We start from the raw sequence: 21901 nt of genomic DNA on the forward strand, positions 1-21901 counted from the left end.
GCGTCGGCGGGGGTGGCGACACCACCGGCGGAGAACAGCACGACCGGGAGCTTGCCGAGCTCGGCGACCTCCTTGACCAGCTCGTACGGGGCGCGCAGCTCCTTGGCGGCGGCGTACAGCTCGTGGTTGTCGTAGCCGCGCAGGCGGGCGATCTCGTTCTTGATCTGGCGCAGGTGGCGCACGGCCTCGACGACGTTGCCGGTACCGGCCTCGCCCTTGGAGCGGATCATGGCCGCGCCCTCGGCGATGCGGCGCAGGGCCTCACCGAGGTTCGTGGCGCCGCAGACGAAGGGGGTGGTGAAGGCCCACTTGTCGGAGTGGTTGACTTCGTCGGCCGGGGTGAGGACCTCGGACTCGTCGATGTAGTCCACGCCGAGGGACTGCAGGACCTGGGCCTCGACGAAGTGGCCGATACGGGACTTGGCCATGACGGGGATCGAGACGGCATTGATGATGCCCTCGATCATGTCCGGGTCGGACATACGGGCCACGCCGCCGTCCTTGCGGATGTCGGCGGGCACGCGCTCCAGGGCCATGACGGCGACGGCGCCCGCGTCCTCGGCGATCTTCGCCTGCTCCGGCGTGACGACGTCCATGATGACGCCGCCCTTGAGCTGCTCGGCCATGCCGCGCTTCACGCGGGCGGTGCCGGTCGCAGTGTTCTCGTCGGGCTGGGCGGAGTTGGGGAGCGTGGTGGACACGGGTTGACCTCACTCGATGGAAAGAGGGTTTCTTGCTGGACCGAGCAAACGTGACGGATGCAGGCCACAGCAAGGGCCAATGAGGAGGCGGTGGATCGTTTTCCGGTACGGCGGGCTAGCCGGCCCGGTCCGCCAGGGCCGTCGGCGGCTCGTCGTCCATCTCGAAGGCCATGGGGAACGGGGCGTGGCCCGCGAGGCGGAACAGGCGGACCTTGCGGTGGCGGCGCAGGGCGCGGGCCGCGCGTACGGCGTCGTTGTGGAAGCGGCGGGCCATCGGCACCCGGCGGACCGCTTCCGTGAGCTCGCGGGCCGCTGCCTCACCGCCGGGCGCCGCACGGACCGCCTCGACCTGCTGCGGGTCCGCGAACACGGCCCGCAGGGCCTGGCTCAGCTCGCTCTCGGCGACCTCCCGCTGGTCCTCCTCGGCCTGCCGTGCCGCGTGCGCCGCCTCGTAGAGCACGATCGACGCCGCCGGGTCCAGCACGCCGGACGTGGCCAGTTCCTGTGCCACCGAGGCGCGGCGCAGCAGCTGCGCGTCGAGCGCGGCACGGGCCGCGTCGATACGGGCGTGCAGCCGGTCGAGCCGGCCCGCCGTCCAGCTCAGGTAGAGGCCGATCGCGATGAGGGCGACGAGGATCCAGATGAGGGTTGCGGTCACGGGCGGCAAGGCTACCGGGGCGCTCCGCCGGGTGAGCCGGCGCATTTGCAGGCCTCAGACGCCGGCCAGGCCGGTTTTTCCGCAGTCAGTCCCGTGCCAACCCCAGCCGTGCCCGCAAGCCTGTGGTGCGTTCGTCGGCCGCCACCGCCGCGGCGCCGTCCGTGACCGTCTCGTAGACCGACAGGATGTCCGCGCCGACCGTCGACCAGTCGAACCGGCGGACGTGGGCGCTGCCGCGCTTGCGCAGTTCGGCGCGGCGTGCCGGGTCACCGAGCAGCCGCACCGCCGCCGCGGCGAGCGCGTCCGCGTCCTCGTTGGCGAACAGCTCCCCCGCCGCGCCCTGGTCGAGGACCTGCGCGAAGGCGTCCAGGTCGGACGCCAGGACCGGCGCGCCCGCCGACATCGCCTCGACCAGGATGATCCCGAAGCTCTCGCCGCCGGTGTTGGGAGCCACGTACAGGTCGATGCTGCGCAGGAAGCGGGCCTTGTCCGCGTCGCTCACCATGCCGAGGAACTCGACACGCGAGCGGAGCTCCGAAGGCAGCGATGCCACCGCCTCCTCCTCGTCCCCGCGGCCCGCGACCAGCAGCCGGGTCTGCGGGCGCTCGGCGAGGATCCTGGGCAGCGCCCGCATCAGGACCGGCAGGCCCTTGCGGGGCTCGTCGATGCGCCCTATGAAGCCGATCGTGCCGCCCTCCCCTTCCGACTGCCAGTCGGGGTTCGGCTCGGCCTCGGCGAAGAAGTCGACGTCGACGCCGTTGGGGATGACGACCGCGTCCCCGCCCAGGTGCTCCACCAGCGTGCGGCGGGCGTACTCGCTGACCGCGATCCGCGCGCTGATCTTCTCCAGCGCCGCCTGGAGGATCGAGTACGCGGCGATCATCGCGCGCGAGCGGGGGTTGGAGGTGTGGAACGTGGCGACGATCGGGCCCTGTGCCGCCCAGCAGGTCAGCAGGCCCAGGGACGGCGACGCGGGTTCATGGATGTGGATCACGTCGAACGCGCCGTCGTGCAGCCAGCGTCGTACCCGGGCCGCCGACAGGAAGCCGAAGTTCAGTCGGGCCACCGAGCCGTTGTACGGCACCGGGACCGCACGGCCGGCCGAGACGACGTAGGGCGGGAGCGGGGTGTCGTCGTCGGCGGGGGCGAGGACGGACACCTTGTGCCCGAGGCGGATGAAGTACTCGGCGAGATCGCGGATGTGGAACTGGACGCCGCCCGGCACGTCCCAGGAGTACGGGCAGACGATGCCGATCCTCACGACGGCCCCTTTGCAGGGTCGAGGTCTTCGAGCCACAAGCGCTGCAGCATGTGCCAGTCCTCCGGATGGTCGGCGATCCCCGAGGCGAAGGCGTCTGCCAGCGCCTGTGTCATCACAGACGTCTTCTCGGCCCGGCTACCTGTCTCGGGTACTTCGATCGGGGGATGCACGCGGCCCTGCATGACGGGCGAGTCGTCGTACCAGAGCGTCACCGGCAGCAGCAGCGCGCCCGTCTGCTGGGCCAGCAGGGCCGGTCCGGCCGGCATGCGGGCCGTGTCGCCGAAGAACTTCACCTCGACGCCGGAGGCGGACAGGTCGCGGTCGGCGACCAGGCAGACCAGGCCGCCGTCGCGCAGCCGCCGGGCCAGGGTGCCGAACGCGGTGCCGCCGCTGTGCGGCAGGACCTCCATGCCGAGGCCCTCGCGGTAGGCGACGAAACGGTCGTACAGGGTCTCCGGCTTGAGGCGTTCGGCGACCGTGGTGAAGGGGGTTTCCAGCTTCGTGGTGACCCAGGCGCCCGCGAGGTCCCAGTTGGCCAGGTGCGGCAGGGCGAGTATGACGCCGTTGCCTGCGGCGAGGCCGTCGGTCAGATAGTGGACGTCCTTCGGGTCGAAGCCGCTCTTGACGCGCTCGGCGCTCCAGGCCGGGAGCCGGAAGGACTCCATCCAGTACCGCAGGTACGAGCGCATGCCCGCGCGGGAGAGCTCGGCAAGGCTCTCAGGGGTCGCGTCGGGCACCACGCGCGCGTAGTTGCTCTCCAGCCGCCGTACGCCCTTGCCGCGCTGCTTCCAGGCCAGGTCGGCCACGGTGTTGCCGAGCCGTACCGCGACCGGCTCGGGGAGCTTCTTGACCGTGCCCCAGCCGAGGCCGTACAGCGCGTCCGTCAGCCGCTCCTGAGCGCTCATTTCGCCGCCTCCCTCCCCTGAGAGGCATTCTCCGTGCTTTCCTGCCCGGTCGCCGCTGCCTCCGCCTCCGCGGACTCCCGGCGGACCGTGACGACCCGCTGGATCAGGGTGACCAGGCTGCCGACGGCAACGATCCACAGGGCGATGGGCAGCAGTACGTCGATGCCGGGCACGCCGAACTTGTGCATACCCGCGAGTCCGGCGGCGACCAGGGAGATCACCAGCCGCTCGGCGCGCTCCACGAGACCGTTGACCGCGACCGGCAGGCCGATCGACTCGCCACGGGCCTTGGTGTACGACACCACCTGCCCGCTGGCCAGGCAGAAGATCGACACCGCGCACAGCGCGAGGTCGTCGCCGCCGCCCGCGTACCAGAGGGCGAAGCCGCCGAAGATCGCGCCGTCGGCGACCCGGTCCAGGGTGGAGTCCAGGAAGGCTCCCCAACGGCTGCTGCGGCCCAGCTGGCGGGCCATGTTGCCGTCGACGAGGTCCGAGAACACGAACAGCGTGATCACGACCGTGCCCCAGAAGAACTCGCCCTGTGGGTAGAAGACCAGCGCGCCTGCCATCACACCGGCCGTGCCGATCAGCGTGACCGTGTCCGGGCTCACGCCCCGGCGGATGAGAAACGCGGCGAACGGTGTGAGGACACGCGTGAAGAATGCACGCGCGTACTTGTTCAGCATGGCCTTCCCGAGGGTCGGTGTCGCCGCGCGGCCCCTGCTGGCCACCGGCTGGCCCATCGTAGCCACGCGCGCGCGTGGGCGACGGCCGGGCACCCGCACCCGGTGAGGGGATCCGGCGGACGGGACGCAACCGCCGGCGGGCGACGCCTTCCGGTCCTCCGTATGGACGCACCGTGACGAGAGTGGAAAGCTCGAAGAACCGCGGGCGTCGCCGGAGCCGCCCCGCACGGGTCCCGCGTGTCCGCGCCCACAGTGACCTCACCGTGCACGGGAGGCAAGGCCATGGGCGACAAGGCGAATGCACACCCCGGAGCCGCCGGCAGGGCAGTGGCGGCCGACCATCCCGCGTCCGTACGGAATGTGGTGCTGGTCGGCCACTCCGGATCGGGCAAGACGACTCTGGTGGAGGCTCTCGCGCTGACCGCGGGAGCGGTGAACCGGGCTGGCCGCGTGGAGGACGGCGGCACCGTTTCCGACTACGACGAGATCGAGCACCGGCAGCAGCGCTCGGTACAGCTCTCCCTGGTGCCGGTCGAATGGGACGGCATCAAGGTCAACCTTCTCGACACCCCCGGATACGCCGACTTCGTCGGAGAACTGCGGGCCGGTCTGCGAGCGGCGGACGCGGCCCTTTTCGTCGTCTCGGCGTCGGACGGCGTGGACGGCTCGACCCGCATGGTGTGGGAGGAGTGCGCGGCCGTCGGCATGCCGCGGGCCATCGTCGTCACGCACCTGGAAGCCGCGCGGGCGGACTTCGAGGAGATGACGCGGATCTGCGCGGAGGCCTTCGGCGGGGACGACCCCGACGCGGTACTGCCGCTGTATCTGCCGCTGCACGGCCCGCAGGGGCCGGACGAGCACGCGCCCGTGACCGGCCTAATCGGGCTGCTGTCGCAGAAGCTCTTCGAATACGCGTCCGGGGAGCGCAAGGAGCCCGATCCGGGCGAGGACCAGCTGCCGCTGATCGAGGAGGCACGCAACCGGCTGATCGAGGGGATCATCTCCGAGAGCGAGGACGAGACCCTCATGGACCGGTATCTCGGCGGTGAGCAGATCGACGTCAGGACACTCGTGGAGGACCTGGAACGGGCCGTCGCGCGCGGGACGTTCTTCCCCGTCCTGGCCGCCGCTCCCGCGGCCGAGGGCGCCCGGCAGGGGCTCGGCACGGTCGAGCTGCTGGAGCTGATCACGCGGGGGTTCCCGACCCCGCTGGAGCACCCGACGCCCGGCGTCACCACGGTGGACGGCAAGCCACGTGAGCTGAAGCCCTGCGATCCGGACGGTCCGCTGGTCGCGGAGGTCGTGCGGACCTCGTCCGACCCGTACGTCGGCCGTGTCTCTCTCGTGCGGGTCTTCTCCGGAACGCTGAGGCCGGACGAGACCGTGCACGTCTCCGGGCACGGACTCACCGACCGGGGCCACGAGGACCACGACGTCGACGAACGCATCGGCGCCGTGTCCACGCCGTTCGGCAAACAGCAGCGCCCGGTGTCGCACTGCGTCGCGGGCGACCTCGCGTGCGTGGCGAAACTGAGCCGCGCCGAGACCGGCGACACCCTGTCCGCCAAGGACGACCCGCTCCTCATGGAGCCCTGGGACATGCCGTATCCGCTGCTGCCGCTCGCCATCCAGGCGCACAGCAAGCCGGACGAGGACAGGCTCTCGCAGGGGCTCGCCCGGCTGGTCGCCGAGGACCCGACGATGCGGCTCGAACAGAACCAGGACACCCATCAGGTGGTGCTGTGGTGCCTGGGCGAGGCGCACGCGGACGTCGCGCTGGAGCGGCTGCGCAGCCGGTACGGCGTCCAGGTCGACGTCGTACCGCACAAGGTCTCCCTACGGTAGACGTTCGCGACCAGGTCGGCCGGGCGCGGGCGGCATGTCAAGCAGTCCGGCGGGCACGGGCAGTACGCCATCTGCGAGATCGAGGTGGAGCCGCTGCCGGGCGGCTCGGGCATCGAGTTCGTGGACAAGGTCGTCGGGGGCGCGGTGCCGCGCCAGTTCATCCCGTCCGTCGAGAAGGGCGTACGCGCCCAGGCCGCCAAGGGGGTCGCCGCGGGCAATCCGCTCGTCGACGTCCGGGTCACGCTGCTCGACGGCAAGGCGCACTCCGTGGACTCCTCCGACGCCGCCTTCCAGACGGCGGGCGCGCTCGCACTGCGGGAGGCCGCGGCCGACGCGAAGATCCATCTCCTGGAGCCGGTGGCCGAGGTGAGCGTCCTGGTCGGCGACGAGTACGTGGGCGCCGTGATGAGCGACCTGTCCGGGCGGCGCGGCCGTGTGCTGGGCACGGAGCAGACGGCCGGTGGGCGCACCCTCGTCCGGGCCGAGGTGCCGGAGATCGAGATCGGGCGGTACGCGGTCGATCTGCGCTCGCTGTCGCACGGCACCGCGCGCTTCAACCGGCGATACGCCCGGCACGAACCCATGCCGGCTCAAGTCGCCGAGCGGGTACGGAAACAGGAGCAGGAGGCGTCCTAGGAAGCGCGGAACAGATGGGAGGCGGCGCGTAGTTGGTACGGGGGCGCGCGCAAGTGGCTTGCGCTGCAACCTCCGAACGGACTGCACGGTGCGCTGCTCCGTGCGCCGGCGGGCGGCTTCGGCCGTCCGCCGCCGAATGTCCGTACCTGCGGATACGCTGATGACCTGATCAACAGGTGTGCAGAGCACGGAAGTCGGGAAGGCCGCAGGAGCGACAGTGGCGGCGATCGGGGGCGGGAATGACCGTTGACAGCGGTTACGCGGACATCTTCGGGCCGCAGGTACCGCGCACGGGCGACGAGGGGCAGACGGCGACGTTCGCGCTGGCCTCTGCGGCGTACCGGGACAACGAGGTCGAGGAGATACTCAAGGCCAACAACGAGTGGCACGAATCGACCGTGAAACCGGGCCAGAAGTGGGCGAAGATCTTCCGGCCCAATCTCGGTGAGGCGTTCTCCCGCGCGGTGGTGGACCGGATGCTCGGCTCCGACCGCAAGCCGCTGATCCAGTCCTTCGGCACCGAACCCCAGGTGGTCGTCGAGCACTGTCTCGCCGCGAACCGCATCCGCCGGCAGCGCGACAACCTGCTCACGGTCGTCATGGTGCTGTGCGGGCTGCTCTTCCTGCCCGGCCTCCTGGTGTGGCTGATGGTGTTCACGATCCGCTCCACCATCGCCAAGCGCGAGGACAAGCGGGCCTCGACGCTCGCGACCACGCTGCTCGTCGCGGTGGGCGCGCTCGCCGTGATCTTCCTGATCCAGATGCCCTTCACGGGATTCTGGGCCTGGTACGCGCGCGCGTCGGTCGTGCTGCCGGTGATCGGCTGGTTCTGGGCCCGGCAGATCTGCGAGCGCACGGCGAAGGACCTGCGGGAACGCTGGGACAGCCTGCTCTCGGGCAGCAGCGTCGGCGCGAAGGTGCCCGAGGCGGTGCCGAGCAGCCCCGGGGAGACCGCGGCCGAACAGTTGCGTCAGTCCCTGGCCCGGCTCAGCGCCGAGCAGCAGTCCAACTCCGTCTTCTACGCCGGGCCCAAGGGCATACTCGGCATGGGCACGCGCTGGGGCAGCTGGCAGCTCGCCGAGGATCTGACACCGGCCGATCCCGACCGGGAGATCCATCCCTTCCGCAGCTGGGACGTCATACGGTCGATCCACGACCAGCTGCGCATGATGGAGCGCGGTCCGCTGAACACGGGCGGTTTCCCGAAGCCGTCGATACGGCACTGGGTCGTGACGCCGATCGGTGAGAACGCGAAGGAGGTGTCCCGGCCGGAGGGCACCGACGTGGACGCCTACCAGGTCAAGTCGCACGCCATACAGGACATCTGCAACAAGCAGCAGTTCGGCAGCGGTGACCGGCACTACCTGGGCGTGCAGTGGACGCTGTGGGACGGGCAGCTGGTGATCACCATGCTGATCACGGTGACCGTGCTGTACGAGACGCTGCGCATCGAGGTCACCGGGCACGCGCTGGGGCCCGTGCACGGCCTGTTCACCTCCAAGCCGGCGGCCAAGGAGAAGTCGGTGCAGAAGTCGCTCAAGCGGTGGGAGACGCGGACGGTGAAGCTTCCGCTGGTCGACACCGACGAGGTGGTACGGCTGGCGGCTCGGGCACCTCTGACCTGGTATCCCCCGCTGCTGAACTGGCTCGGCGGCACCCTCGCCCTGCCGGAGCCGTTCGGCCTGCGGCACGCCTGGGCCGACAAGCCCTGGCGCCACCGCTTCATGGCCGACGACGCGCTGCGGGCAGCCACACCGGTGCTGCGGGTGGTGCACTCGGCGGCGATCCGGGTCCTCGAGGAGAACGGCGTCGACACGGAGAAGTTCGGCACCCGCTCGGCGTTCCTCAGCACGGCAATCCAGGACCCGACACCGAAGAAGGCAGACCTTTACGACGCGTGACCTGGCTTTCAGGCGACCGGTGCTGTAGCTGAGCGGGGGTGGGTCGCGCGGCCCGGCGTTGCCGGGGTGCCGCCCGCGCCCACCCGTGCCGCCCCAGGCGGCACGACTGCCCGCGGCCTACGCCAGGCCTCCGCCAGCATCTTGCGCGTATCGGCCAGCAACTGCGGCAGCACCCGCGTATGCCCCACCACCGGCATGAAGTTGGTGTCCCCACCCCAGCGCGGCACGATGTGCTGGTGGAGATGCGCGGCGATCCCGGCCCCGGCCACGGTCCCCTGATTCATCCCGATGTTGAAGCCGTGCGCCCCGGACGCGGTCCGCAACGCCGTCATCGCCTGCTTCGTCAGCGCGGCCAGCTCAACGGTCTCGGGCCCGGTGAGGTCCGTGTAGTCGGCGACATGCCGATAGGGCACGACCATGAGGTGGCCGCCGTTGTACGGGTACAGGTTCAGCACGGCGTACACCTGCTCACCGCGCCGGACGATCAGCCCGTCCTCGTCGGACTTGGCCGGGATGGAGCAGAAGGGGCAGCCGTCCTCGGCCCCCGGACCGGTGGGCTTGTTCTCGCCCTGGATGTACGCCATCCGGTGGGGCGTCCACAGGCGCTGGAACGCGTCCTGCGTCCCCACTCCGATCTGCTGCTCCGGCTCACTCGTCATGCACTGCAGCATATGGCTTCGCCCGTTCGCGGCGTGTCGCCGGGGGCTCGCGGAAGACGGCGAAGGCCCTCGGGAGGCCGAGCAGCCTCTCGAGGGCCTTCCTCAGGTACACGTCGGGCGCGTCAGACCTGCACCCGCTCCTCGACGACCTTGCCGATCTTCGCGATGGCCTCGTCGAACGGGATGCCGTTCTCCTGCGAGCCGTCGCGGTAGCGGAAGGAGACGGCGTTGTTGGCCATGTCCTCGTCACCCGCGATGACCATGAACGGCACCTTCTGCTTCTGGGCGTTGCGGATCTTCTTCTGCATCCGGTCGGAGGAGGAGTCCACCTCGACCCGCAGGCCCTTCTTCCGTGCGGCCGTGGCGAACTTCTCCAGGTACTCGACATGCGCGTCGCCGATCGGGATGCCGATCGCCTGGACGGGGGCGAGCCAGGCCGGGAAGGCGCCCGCGTAGTGCTCCAGGAGCACCGCGAAGAACCGCTCGATGGAGCCGAACAGCGCGCGGTGGATCATGACCGGGCGCTGCTTGGAGCCGTCCGCGGCCGTGTACTCCAGGTCGAAGCGCTCGGGCAGGTTGAAGTCGAGCTGGATGGTCGACATCTGCCAGGTGCGGCCGATGGCGTCCTTGGTCTGGACGGAGATCTTCGGGCCGTAGAAGGCGGCACCGCCCGGGTCCGGGACCAGCGGCAGGCCCTGCTTCTCGGCGACCTGGCGGAGGGTCTCCGTCGCCTCCTCCCAGGCCTCGTCGGAGCCGACGAACTTCTCCGGGTCCTTGGTGGACAGCTCCAGGTAGAAGTCGGTCAGGCCGTAGTCGCGCAGCAGGCCGAGGACGAAGGTGAGCGTCTTGTCCAGTTCCTCGGACATCTGCTCACGCGTGCAGTAGATGTGCGCGTCGTCCTGGGTGAAGCCGCGGGCGCGGGTCAGGCCGTGCACGACGCCCGACTTCTCGTACCGGTACACGGTCCCGAACTCGAAGAGGCGCAACGGCAGTTCGCGGTAGGAACGGCCGCGTGCGTCGAAGATCAGGTTGTGCATCGGGCAGTTCATGGGCTTGAGGTAGTAGTCCACGCCCTCGTCGAGCTGCATGGGCGGGTACATGCCCTCGGCGTACCAGTCCAGGTGGCCCGAGGTCTCGAAGAGCTTCCCCTTGGTGGCGTGCGGGGTGTAGACGAACTCGTAGCCCTCTTCCTCGTGGCGGCGCCGCGAGTAGTCCTCCATCACGCGGCGGATGATGCCGCCCTTGGGGTGGAAGACGGCGAGGCCGGAGCCGATCTGCTCCGGGATGGAGAACAGGTCGAGCTCGGAGCCGAGCTTGCGGTGATCGCGCTTCTCGGCCTCGGCGAGGAACTCCAGGTACGCCTTCAGCTCGTCCTTCGACGGCCAGGCGGTGCCGTAGATGCGCTGGAGCATCGGGTTCTTCTCGCTGCCGCGCCAGTAGGCGGCCGCGTTGCGCATCAGCTTGAACGCCGGGATGAGGCGGGTGGAGGGCAGGTGGGGACCGCGGCAGAGGTCCTTCCAGCACAGCTCGCCGGTCTTGGCGTCCAGGTTGTCGTAGATCGTCAGCTCGCCGGCGCCGACCTCGACGTCCGCGCCGTCCTCGGCGGATGCGGACCCCTTGAGGCCGATCAGTTCCAGCTTGTACGGCTCGTTCGCCAGCTCCTCGCGCGCGGCCTCATCGGTGACAACCCGACGCGAGAAACGCTGGCCGCGCTTCTGGATCTCCTGCATCTTCTTCTCGATGGCCTTGAGATCCTCGGGCGTGAACGGCTTCTCGACGTCGAAGTCGTAGTAGAAACCGTCCTTGACCGGCGGGCCGATGCCCAGCTTGGCCTCGGGGAAGAGCTCCTGCACGGCCTGCGCCATGACGTGCGCGGTGGAGTGGCGCAGGATGTTCAGGCCGTCCTCGGAGGAGATCTCCACCGGCTCGACCTCGTCACCCTCGGCCACCGAGTACGCGAGGTCCTTGAGCTCGCCGCCCACGCGCGCGGCGATGATCGAGCGCTCGCCGGCGAAGAGCTCGGCGGCCGTAGTGCCCGTCGTCACCGTGCGCTCTTCCCGCTCGGAATCGCGTTGGATGATCACACGGACGTCTGACACCGGTCTCTCCTGACTGAAGGTGGATGCGGCGCCATACCGAGAGCGCGCGCAATAAGGGATCGTACCGACCCCGGACCGCCCCAGGCGAAATCAGTCCCCGCTGCACGCCTCCTCGAAGAAGTCGAGATTCTCCTGCAGCGACTTCATCAGCCGGTCCCGCTCCGCCTCGTCCACCTGCACGGGTACGACGCCACAGGCGCCGGTCAGCCGGCGGAAGCCGCCCCTGCTCTCCAGCCGCCCGTGCACCCGTACCGGCAGTCCGACGAGGTGGGCCTGACCTGCGATCCGGTAGTCCTCCTCGTCCAGCGTCAGCCGGACGTGCGGGATCTCTGCCCCGGCGAGCACCCGCAGCCGTACGGTGCCCTCGCCGCGCCGCTCCGACCTGCGCATCCGGATCACCTCGCCGGTGATCCGCACCGGCACGGACGGCTCCTCGCGCAGATAGCGGGCCCCGGCCTCGCGCAGTACGGGCAGGTCGCCCGGCGAGAACTCGACCGCCTCGTCGGGGGTGGCGGCGCCCTCGGGGACTCCGGCGCCCGGCGCCCACTCGACGGCGACCCGGGCGCCCTCCGTCCCGCGGACGAGGGCGATGAGGGCCTCGGTGAGCTCGCGGCTGACACCGGCATCGACGGCGCCGTCGAAGGCGTTCATGCCCCCGGTGGCCCGCTGGTAGTTGATGGCCTCGCGGACGGCGTAGAGCGCCTGGTGGAGGCGTAGGGCGAGCGGGCGCCCCGGGGCGACGGGCACGAACGCGGTGAGGCGGCGGCCGCCGGTCGCGGCGCCGACCAGGACGCTCTGCAGCATCGAGGCGGCGGTGCGCTTGTGCCGGGCACCGTAGTAGCCGGCACGCGCGCGTGTGGCGAGGGCGCCGGCGAGCAGCATCTGGCGGGCGGCGGTGCGCAACTGTTCCTCGACGGTCCAGGAGGCGGCTCCGGCCGGCCCGCTCGGTACGTCCCGCCACCAGCGGATCTCGTCGCTGGGCACGGTGAGCCCGACCAGCACCTCGCGCGCCGACGGCGTCGCGCTGCGGGAGAGCGCGACGAGCGCCTCGGCGAGCAGGTCCTCGCTGTCGGGGAAGGCGCGGCTCTCCGGCACGAGCAGGCTGGTGCCGTTGCCGCCGGGTCCCGGCGGCGTCCAGCGGCCGTAGCGTCCGACGGCGCCGCCCCGGCGCTGCCAGCCGTGCCGGTGCAGCAGCGCGCCGAGCACGGCGGGGTCGACCTGGCCGGGCTCCGGCGGCGGCTCGTTCCACGGAGCCTGGGGATGCGGCCGGACCGGCCTCGCCGGCTCGTCGAGGGGGCGGTGCGTCACGGTCTGCCTCCCGTCCCGACCCGCGTCATGATCTCGCACAGCGCCCGGTCGTCGAAGATGCGTGAGGTCGGTATGCGGACGTTGGTCCGGTGCCGGCCGGTGATGGCGTGCCCGGCGAGGTTGACCCAGTAGCAGCAGTGTCTCAGGTCGAGCCGGTCGTGGCTGGCGCGCAGCCACTCGTCCTGCGACCGCGGGACGAGCATCACGACCAGGATCTTGTGCACCGAGACCGGAGTGCGGGCGAGTTTCACCAGGTGGTCGTTGTCGAGCGTGAAGGAGAAGAAACGCCCGGGAGGGTTCGGTGCGATCTGGTACGTGGCCTTGAGCTGCACCTTGATGGTGACCTCGTCGTCGACCGTGTGCCCGGGCGCGCTGTGGCTGACGTGCCAGTCGATGCCGTTGTCCGGGAAGGGCTGGGAGAGCGAGCAGCCGGCGGCGGCCGCGACGGCGTGCAGATAACCCACCTGCAGTGTCTCCATGCAGGCGGTGGTGGCGAGTGAACCGCGATGGGGGCCCGTGCGTTCGGGCAGCAGCCCGCCCCGCTCGGGCTGCGCTATCGCCATGACCAACAGCCTTCCAAGCAAAGTGATTTCCCCGCGAGAGCCCGCTGAACTGCGCGGACCCGTACTTCTGTTGTCTCCTCCCGGCGTACGGCGCAAACAGCCCGGGTATCACCAAACGGGCAGAAGACGGGGCGTCAGCTGCTATGGGTGAACGAGGAGTTGTGTACTTATGACGTGCTGGTACGAGGGCCCTCTGGCGGCATTCGACACGGAGACAACGGGCGTGGACGTCGAGACCGACCGGATCGTGTCGGCCGCCCTCGTCGTCCAGGACGCCCCTGGCACGCGGCCCCGGGTGAGCCACTGGCTGGTGAACCCGGGCGTACCCGTACCCGCCGAGGCGACGGCGGTGCACGGGCTGACGGAGGATCATCTGGCGCGCAACGGCCGCTGGCCGGCACCGGTGATGCAGGAGATAGCCACCGAGCTGGCCGAACAGGCGGCGGCCGGGCGACCGTTGGTGGTGATGAACGCACCGTTCGACCTGACGCTCCTCGACCGTGAGCTGCGTCGGCACCGGGCCTCGTCGCTGGGCCACTGGTTCGAGTCGGTGCCCCTGCTCGTCCTCGATCCCCGGGTTCTGGACAAGCACCTGGACCGCTACCGCAAGGGCCGTCGCACCCTGACCGATCTGTGTGTGCACTACGACGTCGCCCTGGACGGCGCGCACGACGCGGCCGCGGACGCGCTGGCCGCGCTGGAGGTCGTACGGGCCATAGGCCGCCGTTTCCCGTCACGGCTGGAACGCCTCACCCCCGCCGAGCTGCATCCACTGCAGGCGGTGTGGCATGCGGCACAGGCACGCGGCCTGCAGGCCTGGTTCGCCCGCAGCGGCAGCGAGGAGGCGGTGGACCCGGCGTGGCCGCTGCGCCCGGACCTGCCGGCGGCGGCGTGAACCCTGCCGTTCCGGCCGACATCAACGCCGGCCGCGGGGGTGTGGGTGGCGAAGCCCCCACTACGCGCGCGGAGCCGCGCAGAACACAAAGAGAGCGACGTGGTCCGCGTTGTCTGCGGACACACGTCGCTCTCGCGATCGTGGGCGATACTGGGTTCGAACCAGTGACCTCTTCGGTGTGAACGAAGCGCTCTCCCACTGAGCTAATCGCCCGGGAACGCACTGAACAATACAGGTGTCCGCGGGTCTGGTTCAAACCGCTTCGAGGTACGCCAGCAGGCCACGCCGTCCGGCCCGCATCATCAGCCGGTGGTTGGCCCGGAAGACCGGCCGACCCGGTACGGCGAACCGCCTGAGCAGTGGCTTGGTCACGTCGACCACCTGGTCGTAGCGGACGAGACACCCACCGTCCGCCGGCGTGACCGTCCAGCGCGCCCAGCCCTCGATGTCGCCGGACATCGCGACCTCCAGCGCCCCGGCTGCCGGGTCGCGGCGCACTTCTCGGGCGGTGAAGGTCATGTCGTACGGGAGGAGCGACCGGATCCGGATCACGCCCGTGGTGTCGTCGACCCGCTGGACCTCGCGCACCTGACGCCACCAGCGGGGGTAGCCCTCCGGTCGCGCCAGCACGTCGTACACGGTGGCGGGCGGGGCGGGCAGGGGCCACAGGCTGCGGAAGCGGTAGCGGGTCCAGTCCATGCGCAGAGTGTGCCCATAGCGAGACATTCCCCCACCGCATCTGAGTACCTTCTGAGTACGCGTACTCATGGCGCACCACGTGACGTGGGCCACACTCCAGAGCGAGCGCCGCCGCCCGTGCGGCGGCGCTCTTCTCACGGTTTCCTACGAGGGCATCTTGTCGCCGACCAGTGCCAGGTTCTGGATCGCCGCCAGCCCGTACAGCGCGGTGGCGTTGGTGGACACCCAGGCCGCCTCGCTGCCCGGGACCAGGGCGGTCGGGCCTTCGATCTTCTTCGTGGACCAGTCGGTGGACTCCTTGTAGTCCCAGGTGTCGCGGCTGTTGTAGAACTGCTGCCACGCGCGGGCGGCCAACGTGTCGTCGCCGGACTGGACGGCGGCGTAGGCGTCCTGGCGTGAGTGGCCCTGGAAGAGCAGCAGGGACCCGAAGTCGGAGCCGTAACGGGCCTTCTGCTCCGCCTTGGTGGCGTTGAAGTAGCGGCAGTAGTCGAGCCACGCCTCCTTGAACTTCGGCATGTCGATCTGGTCGATCAGCTCGGCGCACAGCTCGACCAGGCCGAACATCGCGGAGAGGTGCGACACCCCGACCACGGGCTTGTCGGCGATGGCGAACTTGCCGGTGTCCAGGTCGTACAGCGCGCTGCCCTGGACGAAGCCGTTGGGCTGGGCGGCGATGGTCTCCATGGTGGACAGGACCCGCGCCTTGGCCTTCTCCCACTTGGGGCCGCGCCGCTCCCACTCGGTGAGCCAGGCGGAGACCAGGCCGCTCCAGTCGGTGCCGAAGCCGATGGACAGGGCGTTGCGGTCGGGGGTGTACGGCTCGGTGCGGATCTTGCGGATGGGGTCGAGGACGAGGAAGGTCTCGTCGGAGTCGACGTTGGCGTGCATGAGGTCACCGACGCGCTCGTCGGCGGTGAGGAAGTAGTAGTAGCGCCGGTAGGTGGTGTTGGCGATGCGCTGCTGCTTGGCGCTGTCCGCGTAGTGCTGGACGCCGTGGCGGGTGCCGAGGCCCGCCCACTCGCCGACGTGGTAGACGTCGACCTCGCCGGTGTGCCGGGTCATCGCCTCGGCGAAGCGGAAGACGTCGGCGCGGCCCGAGCGCATGTACGCGAACCAGAGCCACAGGTCGGGCGAGAGCTCGGAGTTGTCCCAGGCGTAGCCGCCTACGTCGTAGCACCACTGGTGGCGGCTGGGGTCGTAGCTGTGCATGATGTCGCCGTAGTCCCAGAAGCCGTACCAACGGCGCATCTCCACCTGGTCCTTGTAGTAGGTGAAGAGGAAGTCCAGGTGGTCCTCGATCTTCGCCTTGGCGGCGGTGGAGCGGTCCGGCTCGGAGAACAGCTTGCCGAAGACACCCGCCTTGATGAGCTGCTGGGGCGGGGCGGCGAGCTGCGGCGGAGTGCGGACGGCCGCCACCTGCTGAGCCATCTGCTCGGCGCCGGGCGTGGACTCGTGGGCCCAGAAAAGGAGTTCGCTGGTGCGGGCGATGCCGTAGGGGGTGCCGAAGCCCGGTTCGTAGTCCTCGTAGGTGATGTTGAGGCCTTCGAGCTGTTCGGGGTACGTGTCCTGGCCCATGCCGTCGTGGTAGAAGCGCAGGTCCATGGGCTGCGCCTCGGGTGACCAGAGCCAGAGGGTGACCTCGGCCTCGTCGGTGTGGGCGTCGCGGATGTCGAGTTGGGCGGGGAACTTCTCCCAGAAGTCGCGCAGCCCGAAGGCGAACCCGCCGCTCGCGCCACCGACGTACCCGAATCCGCTGGCCCTCCGGCCGCCGCCCGCGGGGATCCAGCCGTACCCCTTCTTGGTGCGCTTGCGGACGGCGAAGCCGTCGGCGGACAGCTGCGAGAGGGTGTAGTCGCCCCACTCGGGGATGTACTGGAGGCGGGTGGTGACCCGCTGGTCCCACGTCGAGGGGTCCGGCAGCTTCCTGCCCTCGAACTGGGCCGTCCGTACCGCCGCCCCCGGGTCGCGGCGCAGCCCGGTGATGCCCTTGACGGCCTCACGCAGCAGGCCGGTGCCCTCTCCGCCGATGCGGATGTGCCGGTCGTAGGCCGCGTCGCGCATCGGCACGCTGAAGCGGACGCCGATGCCGCGGATGAAGTCGCCGCTCGCCTTGCCGGGCTCCTGGGTGCCGTCGTAGGTGATGGTGTGCACCATCCGGAAGGAGTCGGCGCCGGCGTAGAAGTAGAGGCGGATGGAGAACGGCAGCCAACTGCGGTCGCCCTTGCGGTGCTTGCCGTCGATGCGGACGACCGCGCGGACCGGGCCGTCCTGCTCGACGGCGACCTCGGAGATGGCGCTCTCGAAGCGTTCGTACTTCACCGTTCCCTGGTCGCCGTCCTCGACCTCCGGCTGGCGCAGCAGCACGAGCCGGCCGTTCCTGGCGATCTCGGTCGATCCACGGGTGACCGACTTGACGAGCGTGGAGCCCGACTTGCCGATCTTCGCGGTGATGACACCGGTCGATATGTCGATGGTGCCGCCGCTCTTGTCGACGGTGACCTTCTTCTCGGGGGCGGTGGACTCCCCGGCCGTCAGCTTGAGCTTGCCGGAGCCGGAACTCACCGCATGTGCGGTCCACTTGAGGGAGCCGTCGGGCCAGTAGGCGAGCGGCCACGACTGCACGGGGACCGCCTTGCCGTCCTCGTCCGTGAGCGCGAAGGTCTGGTCCTCCTGATAGGCGCCCTTCGGCCAGGGCACGCCGACCGTGGAGCCGGGAGCGGCGCCGAGACCGCCGTCCTCCAGCCAGTTCAGTGTGACCGGGTCCGCGTCGGCGGGCGCGGATCTGGGCGCGGCCTGTGCGGTCGATCCGAGCGCCCAGCTGAACTGCGCGGCGGCGCCGGCGACGGCGGCCGTCTTGAGGAGGGACCTACGGGGGATGGGGGACATGGCCTTTCCTTTCCGTGCGAGTGCAGGGGTGGTCAGGGGCATGACAGAGAGAGGTGCGACGCCCTGGGGGCGCCGACCTGGTGCACCACCGGGGTCAGCGGTGCCGGTACCGCTCCTCCACGGCGACCGCCGCCGCCGCGACGGCCCCGAGGACGGGGACCGCCAGCGGCGCGACGAACAGGGCGGAACAGGCGACGACCGCCAGTCCGCCGACGAGCAGGAAGGACCCGGCCGGGTCCAGAACCGTCCGGCGCCCGGCGTCCGCCAGCAGCGCCCGCCACCTGGCGCCCGGTGTCCACACCGCCGCCGCACGCAGCCCGGCGACGGCGAGCCCGATCAGCGCGAACAGGCCGACCGCCCCGACGAACGGCCCGCCGGGAATTCCGGCGCGCGCGGCCTGGACGTCCACCCAGACCGCGGCCACCGCCGCCCACCCGACGAGCCCGACGATCCACCCGCCGCGCACGGCCGCCCGGAAGTCCACGACGAACTCCCGCCAGCCGCCGCCCTCATGGCCCGTACTACGCCGCAGATGCCGCGCGCCGACGGCGAAGGCCGCGGGGTAGGTGACGACCCCGAGACAGGCCACGGCGATCCACACGCCGGTGAGCAGGCACTCGGCGAAGACCGCGAAGCGCTCGCCGAACACGGACTCCTTGCGCGGGGGGCGGGCCTTCACGCGTGCTTGCGCCATGGTGACGCCTCAGCCCTTCAGTCCGGAGGTCGCCATACCGTCGATGAGGTAGCGCTGGAAGGCCATGAAGAAGGCGATGACCGGCACCAGCGCCACCAGCGACATCGCGATCATGCTGCCGTAGTTGGAGATGCCCTCCTGGTCGCGGAACATCATCAGGCCGAGCGAGACGGTGTACTTCTCGGGGGTGTTGAGATAGATCAACGGCCCCATGAAGTCGTTCCACGCGTTGATGAAGGTGAAGATCGCGCTGGTGATGATCGCGGGCCGGCTCAGCGGCAGCACGATCGACCAGTAGGTGCGCAGATGCCCGCAGCCGTCGAGCTTGGCGGCCTCGTCCAGCTCCTTGGGGAGCCCGCGCATGAACTGCACCATCAGGAACACGAAGAAGGCTTCCGTGGCCAGGAACTTGCCCGCGACGAGCGGCACCAGGGTGTCGGTGAGCTCGAGGTTGCGGAAGAGCACGTACTGCGGGATGAGCAGCACGTGGTACGGCAGCAGCAGCGTGCCGATCATCAGCGTGAAGAGCAGGTTCCGCCCGGCGAACCGGATCTTGGCGAAGGCGTACGCGGTCAGCGAGCTGGACAGCACCACACCGACCACGGCCAGGACCGCGTACATCAGTGAGTTGGTGAAGAAGCTGGTGATGGGGATGCCGGAGATGCCGTCGGCGAGCCCGGAGAAGTTCGCCCAGACCGGTTTGGTGGGCAGTAGGTCGAGGCTGGCGATGATGTCCTTGCTCGGCTTGAACGAGGCACCGACCACCCAGATCACGGGATACAGGACGACCGCGAGTACGACGAGCGCGCCCACGTGCCAGGCGATCGATCCGAAGCGCCGCCGCTCGTTCGCGGTGCGCAGGGCAGGGCTGGTGGCACTGGTCACTTGGCGGCCTCCTCGTAGTGCACCCACTTCTTCTGCGACCAGAACAGGACCGCCGTGACGAGCGCCACCGCGATCACCAGCGTCCAGGCCATCGCGGAGGCGAAGCCCATCTGGGCCTCCTTGAAGCCCTTCTGGTAGAGGTAACAGGTGTAGACGAGCGTGGCGTCGGCGGGCCCGCACCGGGTGTCGGAGACGACGTACGCGGAGCCGAACACCTGGAACGCGTGGATGGACTCCAGCAGCACGTTGAAGAACAGCACCGGGGAGATCATCGGTAGCGTGATGTTCCAGAACCGCCGGAGGGGACCGGCCCCGTCCACCTCGGCGGCCTCGTACAGCTCCTGCGGGACCTGCTTGAGGCCGGCCAGGAAGATGACCATCGGCGCGCCGAACTGCCAGATGCTCAGCGCCACCAGGGCGTAGATGACGTAGTCCGGGTTGCCGATCCAGCCGCCCACGTCGAGCCCGAAGATCTTCTGCGTACGGTCCACGATCGCGTCGTCCGAGAACAGCGCCCGCCACACGAAGCCGACGGAGACGCTGGCGCCGATGAGCGAGGGCATGTAGAACGCGGCCCGGTACAGACCCTGTCCGCGCCGCTTCTGCGCGAGCAGCAGCGCGACACCGAGCGCGAGCAGCAGCTTCAGCGGTGTGGCCACGACGACGTACTTCAGCGTGACCTCGACCGACTTCTGCCAGCGCGGGTCCTGGAACATCGTCGTGAAGTTGTCCAGCCCCACCCACTGGGGCGGCGTGAACAGGTTGTAACTGGTGAACGCGTAGTACAGCGACGCGATCATCGGCCCCGCCGTGAGCAGCAGGAACCCCGCGATCCACGGCGACATGAAGAGATAGCCGGCGAGGTTCTCGCGGCGCCGCCCGCGCCGCCCGGCGGCAGGAGCGGCGGGCCGCTTCTTCGCCGGGCGCGCGGGCGCTTCCTTGACGAGCGTCATGGTGGTACGTCCCCTCAGCCCGCGAACGCGGCCTTGGCCTCGCTGAACAGCGCCTTCGCGGCGTCGGACGGCTTGGTCTTGCCCTGGGCGACCTCGCCGCCGATGCGCAGGAACGCCGCCTCGATGACGTCGGCACCGGACGGGTGCGGGGTGATCTTCCCGAGCACGCCGGCCTCGGCGACCTCGTCCTCGTAGGCCGCGACTCCCTTGTTGTTGTCGTCGGTGGGCGTGAACGCCTCGTACTGCTCGGTCGTGGCGAGGATGCCGCGGTCATAGCCCATGATCTTGCCGACCTCGGGGTCATGGACCATGAAGTCGATGAACTGGGCGACTTCCTTGGGGTGCTTGGTCCCGGAGAAGGCGCTCAGCATCAGCGAACCGAGGTACTGGCCGGTGTCCTTGCCGTCCGTGGTGGGGATCGGCGCGAGCCCGTAGTCCGACTCGCCCTCGCCCTCGTAGCGGATGGAGAAGTTGTCCCAGGTGAACTCGGACGCGGCGAGCCCCGCCGACAGACCGGACTTCGGCTTGACCTGCTCGATCTTCTTCGGGTCGGCGACGAGCCCGGACCTCACGCGCTTGTAGCCGTCCTCCCACCACTGCGTCAGATCGTCCTCGGTGAAGCCGAGATCGGAGTCGGTGAAGAAGGCCTTGCCGTTCTGACGCAGGTAGAGGTCGTAGAGGTACATGATGCTGAAGTAGCCGGTGTCACCGGCGATCTTCAGCTTGTCCTGGATCGTCTGCAGCGCGTCGAAGTACTCGTCCCAGGTCCAGCCGAACTTCGCCTCCACGCCCGCCTTCTTGAAGGCCTTGAGGTCGATGACGAGCGCCATGGTGTTGGCGCCGACGGGTATGCCGATCTGCTTGCCGTCGACCTGACCGTTCGCCAGAACGCCGTTGCGGAAGTTCTCCAGGCTCAGATTCCCGGCGTCCGCCTGCGTCTTGAGGTCCATCAGAACGCCGCGCTTGTCGTACTTGCGCAGAAAGCCGACCGCATTCTGGAAGACGTCCGGGGGATTCCCGCCGGAGGCCTGGGTCTGGAACTTCTCCCAGAACGCTTCGTAATCGGTGAATTCAGGCTTGATCTTGATCTTCGGGTACTTCTTCTCGAAGAGCGCGATCGTCTTCTTGATGGCGATGGTGCGCGGCTCGCCACCCCACCACGCGTAACGGAGCGTCACCGTCCCGCCTCCGGAACCGCTGTCGCCGCCGCACGCGGTCGTCGCACCCAGCCCGAGCGTGGCTGCCGAGGCCCCGGCCACCTTCAGGATCGTACGCCTCTCAACATTCCTGCTGGTTCCCATGGTTGGGCCCCCTCCCCGCAGCGTCATTGCCGACTGCATGAATCGTTTCAAGTAAGCGCTTGCTGGCACAAGCTACGAGGGGCCTCGGAGTGCGTCAATGATTCGGACAGGATTTTCTTGCGGAGCGGCTCCGCGATCCGGCGCGGTTCGGGGGCCGGGTGGCGGGAGGTGCGAGGTGACGCCGCAGGTGAGACGGGCGCGGTCGGCCGGTCGGACGGCGGGCGGGGTGCTGTACGGGTGTGGCGTTCGACTGAAAGACGTCGGAGGGGTGGGCGTCGGCAGGGCGGGCGGCGGGGCGGGCGCGGGTGGTGAACCGATCCGTGACGAAGCGGGTGCGTCGACCCGCTCAGGCGTGGTGAGGTGCAG

At 69.8% G+C, this 21901-nt stretch carries 16 protein-coding genes, 1 tRNA gene and 2 pseudogenes; 3 read left to right on the forward strand and 16 right to left on the reverse strand.

What is annotated here, in order from left to right; all coding sequences use genetic code 11:
- The 5 genes from ACTWQJ_RS20460 to pgsA all read right to left on the reverse strand — a co-directional run.
- On the reverse strand, positions 1–626 hold a 626-nt coding region (locus ACTWQJ_RS20460), incomplete at its 3' end, for a pyridoxal 5'-phosphate synthase lyase subunit PdxS (protein ID WP_443308079.1).
- Between the two features lie 190 nt (positions 627–816).
- Positions 817–1359, reverse strand: coding sequence for a hypothetical protein (locus ACTWQJ_RS20465; protein ID WP_443308067.1), 543 nt, complete (start codon positions 1357–1359; stop codon positions 817–819).
- Between the two features lie 85 nt (positions 1360–1444).
- Positions 1445–2620, reverse strand: coding sequence for a glycosyltransferase family 4 protein (locus ACTWQJ_RS20470; RefSeq protein ID WP_443308068.1), 1176 nt, complete (start codon positions 2618–2620; stop codon positions 1445–1447).
- Entirely contained in the window at positions 2617–3525 is a 909-nt protein-coding gene (locus tag ACTWQJ_RS20475) for a phosphatidylinositol mannoside acyltransferase (protein ID WP_443308069.1), read from the reverse strand. Before ACTWQJ_RS20475 ends, ACTWQJ_RS20470 begins: the two co-directional genes overlap by 4 nt.
- Positions 3522–4268, reverse strand: a complete 747-nt coding sequence (gene pgsA, locus ACTWQJ_RS20480) for a phosphatidylinositol phosphate synthase (RefSeq protein ID WP_443308070.1) — start codon at positions 4266–4268, stop codon at positions 3522–3524. Before pgsA ends, ACTWQJ_RS20475 begins: the two co-directional genes overlap by 4 nt.
- Before the next feature lie 225 nt (positions 4269–4493).
- Here pgsA and ACTWQJ_RS20485 point away from each other — a divergent pair.
- Together ACTWQJ_RS20485 and ACTWQJ_RS20490 are read left to right on the forward strand one after the other, a co-directional pair.
- A pseudogene (locus tag ACTWQJ_RS20485) lies at positions 4494–6692 on the forward strand (elongation factor G-like protein EF-G2).
- A 239-nt stretch (positions 6693–6931) separates the two neighbouring features.
- Complete coding sequence (locus ACTWQJ_RS20490) at positions 6932–8593, forward strand: hypothetical protein (protein WP_443308071.1); 1662 nt, start codon at positions 6932–6934, stop codon at positions 8591–8593.
- A gap of 122 nt (positions 8594–8715) precedes the next feature.
- Here the strand turns inward: ACTWQJ_RS20490 and ACTWQJ_RS20495 are convergent.
- From ACTWQJ_RS20495 to ACTWQJ_RS20510, 4 genes and pseudogenes are all read right to left on the reverse strand, one after another.
- Positions 8716–9264: pseudogene (locus ACTWQJ_RS20495) on the reverse strand (HIT family protein); the annotation flags it as partial.
- Between the two features lie 110 nt (positions 9265–9374).
- Positions 9375–11351 carry a threonine--tRNA ligase gene (gene thrS / locus ACTWQJ_RS20500; protein WP_443308072.1) on the reverse strand — a complete coding sequence of 659 codons (1977 nt, stop codon included), beginning with the start codon at positions 11349–11351 and terminating at the stop codon, positions 9375–9377.
- A gap of 90 nt (positions 11352–11441) precedes the next feature.
- The gene (locus ACTWQJ_RS20505; RefSeq protein ID WP_443308073.1) at positions 11442–12659 is read right to left on the reverse strand and encodes a hypothetical protein; all 1218 of its coding nucleotides are present in this window, start codon (positions 12657–12659) and stop codon (positions 11442–11444) included.
- The gene (locus ACTWQJ_RS20510) at positions 12656–13222 is read right to left on the reverse strand and encodes a DUF4365 domain-containing protein (RefSeq protein ID WP_224737008.1); all 567 of its coding nucleotides are present in this window, start codon (positions 13220–13222) and stop codon (positions 12656–12658) included. Before ACTWQJ_RS20510 ends, ACTWQJ_RS20505 begins: the two co-directional genes overlap by 4 nt.
- Before the next feature lie 169 nt (positions 13223–13391).
- Here ACTWQJ_RS20510 and ACTWQJ_RS20515 point away from each other — a divergent pair, with 169 nt between their 5' ends.
- Entirely contained in the window at positions 13392–14117 is a 726-nt protein-coding gene (locus ACTWQJ_RS20515; RefSeq protein ID WP_443308074.1) for a 3'-5' exonuclease, read from the forward strand.
- 141 nt (positions 14118–14258) lie between these two features.
- On the opposite strand, the gene ACTWQJ_RS20520 is transcribed toward ACTWQJ_RS20515, so the two are convergent.
- The 7 genes from ACTWQJ_RS20520 to ACTWQJ_RS20550 all read right to left on the reverse strand — a co-directional run bounded on the left by ACTWQJ_RS20520 (position 14259) and on the right by ACTWQJ_RS20550 (position 21535).
- Positions 14259–14330: transfer RNA gene (locus ACTWQJ_RS20520), tRNA-Val, on the reverse strand.
- A 39-nt stretch (positions 14331–14369) separates the two neighbouring features.
- On the reverse strand, positions 14370–14816 hold the full coding sequence (locus tag ACTWQJ_RS20525) for an SRPBCC family protein (protein WP_443308075.1): 447 nt from the start codon (positions 14814–14816) through the stop codon (positions 14370–14372).
- 144 nt (positions 14817–14960) lie between these two features.
- Entirely contained in the window at positions 14961–17702 is a 2742-nt protein-coding gene (locus ACTWQJ_RS20530; RefSeq protein ID WP_443308076.1) for an exo-rhamnogalacturonan lyase family protein, read from the reverse strand.
- 94 nt (positions 17703–17796) lie between these two features.
- Positions 17797–18396 carry a hypothetical protein gene (locus tag ACTWQJ_RS20535; protein ID WP_443308077.1) on the reverse strand — a complete coding sequence of 200 codons (600 nt, stop codon included), beginning with the start codon at positions 18394–18396 and terminating at the stop codon, positions 17797–17799.
- Between the two features lie 9 nt (positions 18397–18405).
- Positions 18406–19281, reverse strand: a complete 876-nt coding sequence (locus tag ACTWQJ_RS20540; protein ID WP_409473201.1) for a carbohydrate ABC transporter permease — start codon at positions 19279–19281, stop codon at positions 18406–18408.
- Entirely contained in the window at positions 19278–20234 is a 957-nt protein-coding gene (locus tag ACTWQJ_RS20545; protein WP_385511442.1) for a carbohydrate ABC transporter permease, read from the reverse strand. The genes ACTWQJ_RS20540 and ACTWQJ_RS20545 overlap by 4 nt, the downstream gene beginning before the upstream one ends.
- Positions 20235–20248: 14 nt before the next feature.
- A complete protein-coding gene (locus ACTWQJ_RS20550; RefSeq protein WP_443308078.1) occupies positions 20249–21535 on the reverse strand; it encodes an ABC transporter substrate-binding protein in 1287 nt (428 codons plus the stop codon).
- Positions 21536–21901: the final 366 nt, after the last annotated feature.

Source organism: Streptomyces sp. KR55 (genome assembly GCF_052245645.1).
Lineage (GTDB): Bacteria > Actinomycetota > Actinomycetes > Streptomycetales > Streptomycetaceae > Streptomyces > Streptomyces flavusporus.

Excerpts from the sequence above, each read along its gene's own strand:
- ACTWQJ_RS20525 (WP_443308075.1), bottom strand. The coding sequence starts at position 14,816 with ATGGACTGGACCCGCTACCGCTTCCGCAGCCTGTGGCCCCTGCCCGCC.
- ACTWQJ_RS20545 (WP_385511442.1), bottom strand. The coding sequence starts at position 20,234 with ATGACGCTCGTCAAGGAAGCGCCCGCGCGCCCGGCGAAGAAGCGGCCC.
- ACTWQJ_RS20490 (WP_443308071.1), top strand. The coding sequence starts at position 6,932 with ATGACCGTTGACAGCGGTTACGCGGACATCTTCGGGCCGCAGGTACCG.
- ACTWQJ_RS20510 (WP_224737008.1), bottom strand. The coding sequence starts at position 13,222 with ATGGCGATAGCGCAGCCCGAGCGGGGCGGGCTGCTGCCCGAACGCACG.
- ACTWQJ_RS20530 (WP_443308076.1), bottom strand. The coding sequence starts at position 17,702 with ATGTCCCCCATCCCCCGTAGGTCCCTCCTCAAGACGGCCGCCGTCGCC.
- ACTWQJ_RS20515 (WP_443308074.1), top strand. The coding sequence starts at position 13,392 with ATGACGTGCTGGTACGAGGGCCCTCTGGCGGCATTCGACACGGAGACA.
- ACTWQJ_RS20475 (WP_443308069.1), bottom strand. The coding sequence starts at position 3,525 with ATGAGCGCTCAGGAGCGGCTGACGGACGCGCTGTACGGCCTCGGCTGG.
- ACTWQJ_RS20550 (WP_443308078.1), bottom strand. The coding sequence starts at position 21,535 with ATGGGAACCAGCAGGAATGTTGAGAGGCGTACGATCCTGAAGGTGGCC.
- ACTWQJ_RS20535 (WP_443308077.1), bottom strand. The coding sequence starts at position 18,396 with ATGGCGCAAGCACGCGTGAAGGCCCGCCCCCCGCGCAAGGAGTCCGTG.
- pgsA (WP_443308070.1), bottom strand. The coding sequence starts at position 4,268 with ATGGGCCAGCCGGTGGCCAGCAGGGGCCGCGCGGCGACACCGACCCTC.